11 protein-coding genes are annotated in these 9,367 nt (G+C 60.8%); 6 read left to right on the forward strand and 5 right to left on the reverse strand.

From position 1 onward, the window contains the following. Positions 1-94: 94 nt before the first annotated feature. The 3 genes from C7I85_RS29005 to C7I85_RS29015 all read right to left on the reverse strand — a co-directional run bounded on the left by C7I85_RS29005 (position 95) and on the right by C7I85_RS29015 (position 4,265). A complete protein-coding gene (locus C7I85_RS29005; protein WP_106727469.1) occupies positions 95-1,639 on the reverse strand; it encodes a sensor histidine kinase in 1,545 nt (514 codons plus the stop codon). Between the two features lie 213 nt (positions 1,640-1,852). Beyond that, positions 1,853-3,265 (reverse strand): chromate efflux transporter, encoded by a 1,413-nt coding sequence (gene chrA / locus C7I85_RS29010; RefSeq protein WP_106727470.1) that lies wholly within the window; start codon positions 3,263-3,265, stop codon positions 1,853-1,855. A 13-nt stretch (positions 3,266-3,278) separates the two neighbouring features. Next, positions 3,279-4,265 (reverse strand): chromate resistance protein ChrB domain-containing protein, encoded by a 987-nt coding sequence (locus C7I85_RS29015; RefSeq protein WP_181257447.1) that lies wholly within the window; start codon positions 4,263-4,265, stop codon positions 3,279-3,281. 112 nt (positions 4,266-4,377) lie between these two features. On the opposite strand from C7I85_RS29015, the gene C7I85_RS31925 reads away from it, so the two are divergent. The 4 genes from C7I85_RS31925 (at position 4,378) to C7I85_RS32415 (ending at position 6,910) form a co-directional block, all read left to right on the forward strand. Continuing rightward, a complete protein-coding gene (locus tag C7I85_RS31925; RefSeq protein WP_245445155.1) occupies positions 4,378-4,572 on the forward strand; it encodes a chromate resistance protein ChrB domain-containing protein in 195 nt (64 codons plus the stop codon). A gap of 216 nt (positions 4,573-4,788) precedes the next feature. Further along, the gene (locus tag C7I85_RS29025; RefSeq protein ID WP_106727471.1) at positions 4,789-6,159 is read left to right on the forward strand and encodes a cation-efflux pump; all 1,371 of its coding nucleotides are present in this window, start codon (positions 4,789-4,791) and stop codon (positions 6,157-6,159) included. Between the two features lie 174 nt (positions 6,160-6,333). Beyond that, positions 6,334-6,582, forward strand: a complete 249-nt coding sequence (locus tag C7I85_RS32410) for a Ku protein (RefSeq protein ID WP_428832926.1) — start codon at positions 6,334-6,336, stop codon at positions 6,580-6,582. A gap of 43 nt (positions 6,583-6,625) precedes the next feature. Beyond that, positions 6,626-6,910, forward strand: coding sequence for a Ku protein (locus C7I85_RS32415; RefSeq protein ID WP_106727472.1), 285 nt, complete (start codon positions 6,626-6,628; stop codon positions 6,908-6,910). A gap of 106 nt (positions 6,911-7,016) precedes the next feature. On the opposite strand, the gene C7I85_RS29035 is transcribed toward C7I85_RS32415, so the two are convergent. Then, positions 7,017-7,379 (reverse strand): hypothetical protein, encoded by a 363-nt coding sequence (locus tag C7I85_RS29035; protein WP_106727473.1) that lies wholly within the window; start codon positions 7,377-7,379, stop codon positions 7,017-7,019. A gap of 205 nt (positions 7,380-7,584) precedes the next feature. Then, on the reverse strand, positions 7,585-7,737 hold the full coding sequence (locus tag C7I85_RS31275; RefSeq protein ID WP_181257450.1) for a hypothetical protein: 153 nt from the start codon (positions 7,735-7,737) through the stop codon (positions 7,585-7,587). Positions 7,738-8,106: 369 nt separating this feature from the next. Between C7I85_RS31275 and C7I85_RS31930 the strand changes: the two genes are divergently transcribed. Both C7I85_RS31930 and C7I85_RS29045 read left to right on the forward strand, forming a co-directional pair. Next, positions 8,107-8,862 carry a hypothetical protein gene (locus tag C7I85_RS31930; RefSeq protein WP_146149004.1) on the forward strand — a complete coding sequence of 252 codons (756 nt, stop codon included), beginning with the start codon at positions 8,107-8,109 and terminating at the stop codon, positions 8,860-8,862. 114 nt (positions 8,863-8,976) lie between these two features. After that, positions 8,977-9,198: a hypothetical protein gene (locus tag C7I85_RS29045; protein ID WP_106727475.1), complete on the forward strand. Its 222-nt coding sequence runs from the start codon at positions 8,977-8,979 to the stop codon at positions 9,196-9,198. Positions 9,199-9,367: the final 169 nt, after the last annotated feature.

Raw genomic sequence — 9,367 nt, forward strand, 5'->3', positions numbered from 1 at the left:
CCCGCTTCGGTTTTCGGAGCGGGCCTATTCCGCACGGGACGCGCTCGACCTCTGTGTCGACGGGTTCCGCATGGCCATTCAATCCGTCGCCGGGTCAGCGACCGCCCATGCGATGGAACAGTTTGCTCGGCAGGATGATCTCGACACTCAGACCGCCCATTGTCTGGTTACGGGTATAGCTTCCCTGCAGTTGCGATTTGATCGTGAGGTCCAAGAGCTTTGACCCAAAGCCGCTATCGCTGGCGACCGTTTGGTTGCTTGCCCTGGAAGTTTTCTCGATCCACTCCATACGCAGTGCGTCGCTGTGGCGCTTGATGTTAACTTCCAGGGTTCCACCCGGATCGCTTAGTGCACCATATTTGGCCGAGTTCGTTGCCAGCTCATGGAAGACGAGAGCCAGCAGGGTGACGGTTCCGCTGTCGATAAAGGCGTCATCGCCATCGACAAGGAGATGCTCTTCGGCCCGTCCGTCATATGGTCTAAGCAGAACACCGATCAACGCCTTCAGCGAAGTCAGCTCGCCTGCACCGCTAGATGATGAGTTCATGGTGCGTATGAGACCATGCGCATGCTGCAGCGCAACGAGCCGATTTTTCAGCGTGTCGGCCAAGGGTCTCAGATCGGGGTTGTCCCTGATGGACAGGCCAATCAGTCCGTTGACCAGGGCGAACAGGTTCTTGATCCGATGCTCGAGTTCGTTGGACACGATCTCGCGTTCGGCGGCGAGATATCTGAGTTGGTCAAGGACCTCGTTTCTTGTCGCCGTGGTCGTGGAGATAATGAGCGGCCCCAAAGTGACGAGCGCGCGCCCGATTGCGATCGACAACACCAGCGACTGATTGAGATTCGACAGGTCGACATAGGCCAATGTCGCAATGATCGTCCAGGTGCAGTATGCGAAGGTCAGCACAGCCGTCAGGAACACGCGATAGGAAATCGCGCACAAAAGAAGGGCCGGGACTGGGAATGCGAGCGTGGCCAGGCCGCCGAACAAGGTTCCGGCGGCGGCCGAGACGATCAGCACGATGATCGGTGCTTGATCGTGAAGGCAAAGTGGCAGTCGCCGCGTCCACTGCCCCCGTTGCGGAAGGGTCAGGATCATCGGCAGAAAGGCTAGCTGGTTCAAAAGCTCGACCGAGAACCGGTATTGAAAGGCGTTGACCGTTGCGGGGATAGTGAACACGCGCCCGCTCAGGATTGAGCCCACGATTCCAGCGTAAAGGGACGCCGGGACCACGGCCGAGAGCATGTAGAAGACCGAGATCGGGCGCTCCAGGCGTTGGTCGACCCGGCTGAAACTTGAAAGCAGGCTGTAGCCGATGGCGACGACGCCGAAATTGTAGGCGGCCAGTCTCGCGCCTTCGACAATCCCGAAGCCGATAATGGGAAGTGCAATCGCGAGCCCCACGAGGCAAGCAATCCAGCCGAGGGGGCGCGCCAGCATTGGAAAGCGCACCAGCATGCCGAGCATGAACGCGTTAGCAGGCCAGGCCAGCGCCAATACGCTGTTGTCGTCCGTGTAAACGCCAAGAGCGAAGAGTGCTGAATAGGCAGCGCCAAATAACAGGTAAGAAAGCCAGGCTCGGTTCGAGGTGAATAGTCTTCTTATCTTGGCGTCGACTTCACCGGCACTGAGCATGATCCACCATTCCAGGGGCTATGCATTCCAGGCATCGTTGGGCCAAATGCAAGGTAACCACCAATGTCCGCCACCGACAAGCGAGACATCGTTTTGCCCGACTGAAAGTCGAGCGAAATGGCAAGCTCTACCGCAACCTCCGCTAGTGGAGACCGCTGGCGACGGCAGCCGCGCATCGGCTGCGCTACTCATGTCGAGAAGGCGGGCAGTCCTTCAGACGTTGCCGCCTGCGAGGTACCAGACCATTCCCGCGATGGAACAGGCAAGGAGCGTCGGGATCATTCTCACGCCATAGCCGAACGTAGCGATGGCAGCAGCGACGGTGAGCACCATGGCGGGAACATTTGCCGTCTGCCAGACGGGAACGTCGACGAGAACGCCAAGGCCCCGCCAAGGGGTCAGTTGTCCGAACAGCGTGTGCAATGCGAACCAGGCAGCCAGGTTCATGACCACGCCGACGACCGCGGCGGTGATCGCCGACATCGCTCCGGTCAGTGCGGCGTTGCTCCGCAACGCCTCGATGTACGGCGCGCCCAGGAATATCCACAGGAAGCATGGCACGAAGGTAACCCAAGTGGTCAGGAGCGCTCCAAGCGTCCCCGCCACCATCGGGTTGAGGACCCCGGGGTCCCGGAACGCACCCATGAAACCGACGAACTGCACAACCATGATCAAGGGGCCCGGCGTCGTTTCCGCCATCCCCAGCCCATCCAGCATCTCCCCTGGCTGCAGCCATCCGTAGTGTTGAACAGCCTCTTGCGCGACATAGGCCAGCACGGCGTAGGCACCGCCGAACGTCACCATCGCCATCTGGCTGAAGAATACCGCGATCTGACTAAAGACGCTGTCTCGCCCCAGCAGAGCGAGGCAAATCGTAACGGGGAGCAGCCACAGCAAGAGAAGGATTCCAGATATCTTCAACGACCAGGCTATGTTCGGACGCGCGTGCCGGGGTGTGTCCTCGCCCAGCGCCGCATCCTTGTCCGCCAGCGCGTTGCCGTCGGCTTTGTGCCCGCCGCCGACACGGAAGAAGGGCGACCCCATGCGCCCCCCGATGTATCCGGCCAACCCGGCGGCGAGAATGATGAGTGGGAAGGGCACGCGGAAGAAGAAGATCGCGACTAATGCCGCGACCGCGATCCCCACCATGACGGTGTTCCTCAGGGCGCGCTGGCCTATCCGGAGCACGGCCTGGACAACGATGGTCAGCACCGCCGCCTTAAGTCCGAAGAAAAGACCCTCGACAATGCCGACGTTGCCGACCGTGGCGTAGATGTAGCTCAGCGCCAGGATCGACACGAAGCCCGGAAGCACAAACAGCGCGCCAGCAATGAGGCCGCCTTTCGTCTTGTGCAGCAGCCATCCGACATAGATCGCTAACTGCTGGGCCTCGGGTCCCGGCAGCAGCATGCAGTAGTTGAGGGCGTGGAGAAACCGTGTTTCGCCGATCCAGCGCTTTTCCTCTACCAGGATGCGGTGCATGACCGCGATCTGTCCCGCAGGTCCACCGAAGCTCAGCGCGGCGACGCGCGCCCAGACGCGAACCGCTTCGCCGAACGAAATCCCATGCGCAGGGACGCCGGCGTGTCGGTCCGGAACGGCGTGGCGGTCGCCAATCTTGCTCATTGTTCCTGTCCCGTCATCCACTTTTGGCGCGGAAATACTGGTAGAGGTTGTCGAAGACAGGTGCGCCTTGGGCGATCCGCTTCTCGTCTTCGGGGTTCGCCACACAGATTCCGGCGATTAAACTGGCAATGCCGCAGGTCTCCTCCCGACCGAACTTCGCATCCTTCAAGTCGATGTCGTGGACGATCTCGGCAATGGCCTGCAGTGCCGGGTCATCGATGTGGGCTCGGTTCAGGAGGACCTCAAAGCTGCAGCGGTCGCCTTCATGGGTGATCTCCCCTTCGAACATGTCGAACCGCAGTTCCCCCGCGTTCGGAGCATAGCCCCTGCCCGGAACGAAGCGGATGACTGCGTCGGGATCGATGAAGCGACGGACCAACCAACTGCAGGCAATGCGGTCGACATGTACGCCCTTGCGGGTGACCCAAGTTCGGCCCTTGAGGTCTGCCGCCGTCTGCAGCGGCGCGTCTGGCAGGTCTTTGGTCATATCATTGTCCTCTGTGAGCCTGCGCTCCAGCTCTGCGACCAGGCTTTCGGCCGAGAGGCGACCGGTCGCGCCGAAGAAGTCGATCGCCGCGATATCGGTGAGCCGCTTGCGCAGACGACTGGCCAGCGCGCGGGCATCGGCTCGTTCCGCGAGCGGCGCACTGTCCGCGAGCCGGGCCAACTGCTTGCGCGCTTCCTTGGCGATTTCCTCGAAGTCCTCGTCGCGCGCGGCATCAAAGAGCACACGAGCTTGGTCGTCGGAAAGGCCATCGATGAGCCGCGCCTCACATACAAAGGCCTCGCCGCCGCCCTCGACGATTTCCTTCAGAAGCCATTCGAAATCCTCCTGCGTCTCGGCGTTCGAAGGCAGCGCGTAGACCGTGCTCTTGACCGCGACCGCGCCGATCCCTTGCAGGCGACGCCAGATCTTCACCCGAAAGTAGGCTGGCTTGCTTGGCAGTTGGTGGACCAGCAACAGCCAGCGCTGCTCGGCAGACGTCGCGTCATCGGTCATGTGCGCACCGTATCATCAAGTTGCCAATATGCAACAGTTGTATCATCTCGCTTTGAGGCGGAGCATTCAACACGTTGCGTACCCCAAGCGTCTGCTGAAGGCAGATGAAACCATGAAATGGGTTACACGCGAACGCCCGGTCATCGACCGTATCGCCTGCCCCTGGTTGGTTGCGCGGTTCATCGACGAGGATCCCGAGTTCCTGGAGGCATCTCAGCTTTCGACGTGCGAAGTGCGAGCGCCCAGGAGACGAGTTCGGCTCCGGTCCCGCGCCCCCGCGACAAGACGCATGGACAGTTGCAAATGACATTCAATATCAAGTTATTGATATATTTGACTAATTCTGCCTTGATTGCTATGCGAGCCAGCATCGGGGAGTAGCAACCGCCCGCAGGCGGGGGCGCGTCAACATACTCGCGGGGGCCGCGTGGCGCGTTCGGACAGTCTTTGGCTGACTCTGCAAGACCGAGGTCGATCAACCTCTGGCGTTGGCCACACGCCAATGCCCTCCCGGAGCCAAGAAATGCAGAAAGACAAGGAGCGCGTCGCGCTGATCTCAATGGTGTCGAGCGCCGCGCTCGCCTTGGGCAAGTTCGCAATCGGCTTCATGACGGGCAGTATCGGCCTCATCTCGGAAGGTGTGCATTCCTCGTCCGACTTCGTGGCGACGCTGGTCACCTGGTGGGCGGTTCGCGTCAGCGGCAAGCCAGCGGATGACGCGCACCACTACGGCTACGGCAAGATGGAGAGCGTCGCCGCCTTGTTCGAGGTTGTGCTGCTTCTCGGGGCGGCCGGCTGGATTGCCTTTGAAGCCCTCAAGCGCCTGTTCGGGGAGCCGCATCAAATCGAGTCTGCGCCGATTGCGATCGCTGTCCTGGTTGTCTCCATAATCGTCGACTTCTGGCGGGTAAGGGCGTTGCGGAGGGTCGCCAAGGCAACGGGCAGTCCGGCGCTCGAGGCCGATGCCCTGCATTTTCTCTCGGACATGTTGGCTTCCGGGGTGGTGTTGGTCGGCATGATCTTCGTGACGCTCGGCTATTGGTCGGCGGACGCGATGGCCGCCCTGGTTGTGGCCGTGTTCATCATCGCGGCGGCAGTCAAGCTCGGCCGTCAGTCCTTCGCCTCCCTCACCGATGCCGCACCGGAGGGCGCGAGTGCGGCCATCGCCGCCGCGGTCGTCACGGTGCCGAACATCCTGGCCGTGGAGCGGACGCGGGTGCGCATGGCGGGAGCGACGCCCTTTGTCGATCTCCTGATCGCCGTCAGCCGGGCGCTGCACCTCGATCGCGTTGCAGAAGTGAAGTCGCAGGTCGTCCGTGCGGTGCATGCGCAATTGCCGAATGCCGAGGTGACCGTCGAGACGAAGGCGCGGGCTGACGACGACGAGAGCATCGAAACGCAAGTGCACGTCATCGCGGCCAACCGTGGCGCGGCCATTCACAGGTTGACGGTCCAGCGGGTCGATGCGCGGCTGTCGATCAGCCTCGATATCGAGGTCGATGCCGACCTCAGCGTCGATCAGGCGCACGCGGTGGCGAGCGATCTGGAGACGGCGATCCGGAAGGAGCTTGGAAACGACACGGAGATTGATACCCATATCGAGCCTAAGGCGGCGGAATGGCTCGATGGCGGCGAGGCATCAAGCGAGGACTATCGCCAGATCGTGGGCTCTCTGAAACAGTCTGCCGAGCAGGGCGGCGTTGTCGCCGACGTTCACAACATCCGCATCCGCAACACCAGCATCGGCCTGATCGTCAACTTCCACTGTCGCCTTCCGCCCAGCATGTCGGTGACAGAGGCACACGCTGCTGTCGATCAATTGGAGCGGGCTGTCCGCGCCCTGCATCCGAACGTGGGGCGCGTGATCGGCCATGCCGAACCGTCGATACGCTGATAGCAATGGGTTGATTTGCCGATCCGGATGACTGTGATGGGTCGGATCAAGACGTTTACCGCGTCGCTCTGAAACGCCCGTTTATGGCGTAACCGCGACCTCCAGCGTGATCGTCGGCAATGTCTCCTTTCAGGCAGCGTCATGAGTAGCGTGCGTACCCTGTGGAAGGGCTTCATGCGGCTTGGCAATGTCACCTGCGGCGTGAAGATCGTCGGGGCCTGGACCGAAGCCGAGACCATCCATTTCCGCGTCCTCAATCGAGAGACCAGGGCGCCGGTCAAGGCGGAGTATATAGATGAGGGCACCGGAAAAGAGGTCGACGCCAAAACCCGGTCAAAGGCTACGAAGTCAACAAGAACGAATACCTGCTGCTCGAACCCGCGGGGATCGATACCCTCAAGCCGCTTTCCAACCACGTGCTGACGATCGAGAACTTCGTCGACGTGTCCGAGGTCGAAGCGGTCTATTGCGCAAGCCCTACTACCTCGTGCCGGTCGACAAGCCTTCGACGGACCCCTTCGCCCTAGTGCGCGAGGCCATGAGAAAGACCAAGAAGGCCGCGCTTGCGACGGTCGTCCTATGGCAGCGCGAGCGGCACGTGCTCATCGAGCCACTCGACAACGGCATGCTGATGACGCTCATGCACAGCGCCAAGGAGATCGTGCCGGCAAAGAGGGCATTCGACGAGATGGGGACTCCCAAGATCGATCCGGAAATGACCGAGATCGCCTCGATGATCATCGACAAGTAGACGATCGCCTGTTGCCGCCAGATGTACGGCCCCGTGAGCCGATCGAGAACTATGGGCTAACTAGGCAAAAAAGCCCCGACAGAAGCCGGGGCAGCAGAGAACCGAATTAGGTATTTTTCTTCGTGATTAGCGTCAGCGTTCCATCTGTGACCATGCTTGTGCCGACCACTTGTGCAGATGTCGCTCCTTTAGCGTCGAGCGCGGCTTTCGCCTCCGGGGTGCCATCGATGCTAGTGCGGAGCTGCTGGAGATTGGCTTCGCCGGCCTGTGCCGCAACGTGTTCGACGTGTTTTTGTGCCGCTTGAGGCAATTCGCTGACATCGACAACATTGATGCGCTTAATCTGTGGTGCCTCTGGCGTAGGTACCGGTGCCTGCTTCGGCGGCTGTGGTGCTCGAGTCTCTTGTGCGTTCGCCGCCAAGACGCTGATGAAGGTGATGCTCGCTGCCAGCATGATAGCTTTGCGCATGGGTATCCCTTTCCAGTTGGCCCCGCCAGCCGACCACCTCACAACGACAATGCGTCCAGAGGCTGCCACGCTCCGGGTCATTTCGTGACCATATGATGTCGACGGTATGAGGTGCGGCGAACGCGAAACTCCGAGCATGGAGGGGCCGATGGCCGACATCGGCGCGTCGCCAGCGGCAGCTCGGGGCGACGCAGACAGGCCGCTTTTAGTGGCCCTGAGCGGGCACGGGGCAGTGCCCGGCGGAGTGCCCGTTGACCGTCCGCCCAAGCACGGCCGATTGCATTGCCGAGGCCGGCTGGGCATAGCCGTCGTCATGATCGAGCAGCCAGGCCGCGAGACCGGCTGGCGTATCCGTCAACGCTGAGAGCTTCCGAGCGGGGCCAATGATCACCTCAATGGCCGAGGTAAGCCCGTCGTCTCACGCGAGGCGGCGGGCTCTTCAGCAAATGCGCGCAATATCCTGATTGGCGTTGTTTCTACTGACGGTCGCCCTTTGGCTCAGCCGTCGGTTGCTAGCCCGTCGTCACTTCGAGAGGGCGGGCCTTTGAGATGTGCCAAAAGCGAAAAGCCCGGCTGTCTCCGGGAGTAAGGAACTTTTTTGTTCTTTATGCGTTCCGCTCCAAACGTCCGACACTGGGCCAGACCTCGCGATCTTCGCATAGAGGCCCATCTTCCCGACGATCATCGCAGGTCTTGAGCTCCACGGACATTTCCCTTGGAGAAGACAATGAGACGCTATCTCTCAACACTCGCATGTTCGGGGTTGCTGAGCATTGGAGCGCTCGCCGGTGCGTCCGCTTTCGCCGCCGGCATCTCCAGTTCCCTCCCCGACAATGGCCCGGCGGTCGGCACGGCCGGCGTGGCTTCCAAAACGCTACCGACACAGCCCATGGCAGGCGGCCAGATCTGGAACCATTCCTGCCTTGCGGAGGCATGCAAGGGCAAGTTTGAGCCAGCCGTCCTTATTCTCAAGCCCTCGGACAGCACGACCAGCGGCCTGCAATTCGTCCGTGGTGGCTTTGGCGGCTTCCATGGCGGCGGCGGAGGCTTCCATGGCTTTGGCGGCGGAGGCTTCCATGGGTTTGGCGGCGGCTTCCACGGCTTTGGTGGCGGCTTTCATGGCTTTGGTGGTGGGTTCCACGGCATGGGCGGCTTCCACGGCTTTGGCGGTTTCCCCGGCATGGGCGGCTTCCATGGCTTCCGCGGCATGGGCTTTCATGGCTTCCGTGGCATGGGCGGCTTCCATGGCTTCCATAGCATGGCCGGCTTCCGCGGCATGGGACGCTTCCATGGCTTCCACGGCATGGGGCACTTCCGCCATGCCCGCTTCTTCCATCGTAACAACTTCTTCTTTAATGGTGGCAACGGCTGGGACTGGGGCTGGTATGGCTTTGGCCTGCCTCTGTGGTATGCAGCCTACTGTGACCCGTATACCTACGAGTACTATGGCACCTGCTATCCGGGGTACTATTCGGGATATTGAATGCGCGGGATGTCCCATGAGCATATTCGGCACGTGCTAAATTGTTTAGGTAGTGTCTTGTATATTAAAGCCAAGATTTTGCCGTTCTTGGCGGACCCTCCCAAGAAGGAAATAATGATCAGCCGAATTGCGTTTGCGACTTCACTCGTCGTCACCTTCAGCATGCCCGCGTTTGCGGCAACGGAATATTGGGTTGCCAAAGATGCCGCGACAAAAAAGTGCCAGATCGTTGATAAGAAGCCAGACGGCAAGAAAATGACCGACGTGGGAAACAAGATGTATGACAGCCTGGCGAATGCGGAAAGGGCGCTGAAAGAACTCGCTGCCTGCAAGTGAAGCGCCTCAAGTCATCACGATAGTTTGCCCGCCCGGAAACCGGGCGGGCTTCTCTTTTGGGGCGGGAACTGTCAAGCGCAAGAAAGTACCCCGGATAGCAAGCTCCAGGCTCTAACGATGAGCACAAAGGATCGTGTCAGCAATTCAGGTGCTGCCGCGTGGTGCTTGT

This window comes from Pseudaminobacter soli (ex Li et al. 2025) (assembly GCF_003012705.1).
GTDB classification, from domain to species: domain Bacteria; phylum Pseudomonadota; class Alphaproteobacteria; order Rhizobiales; family Rhizobiaceae; genus Pseudaminobacter; species Pseudaminobacter soli.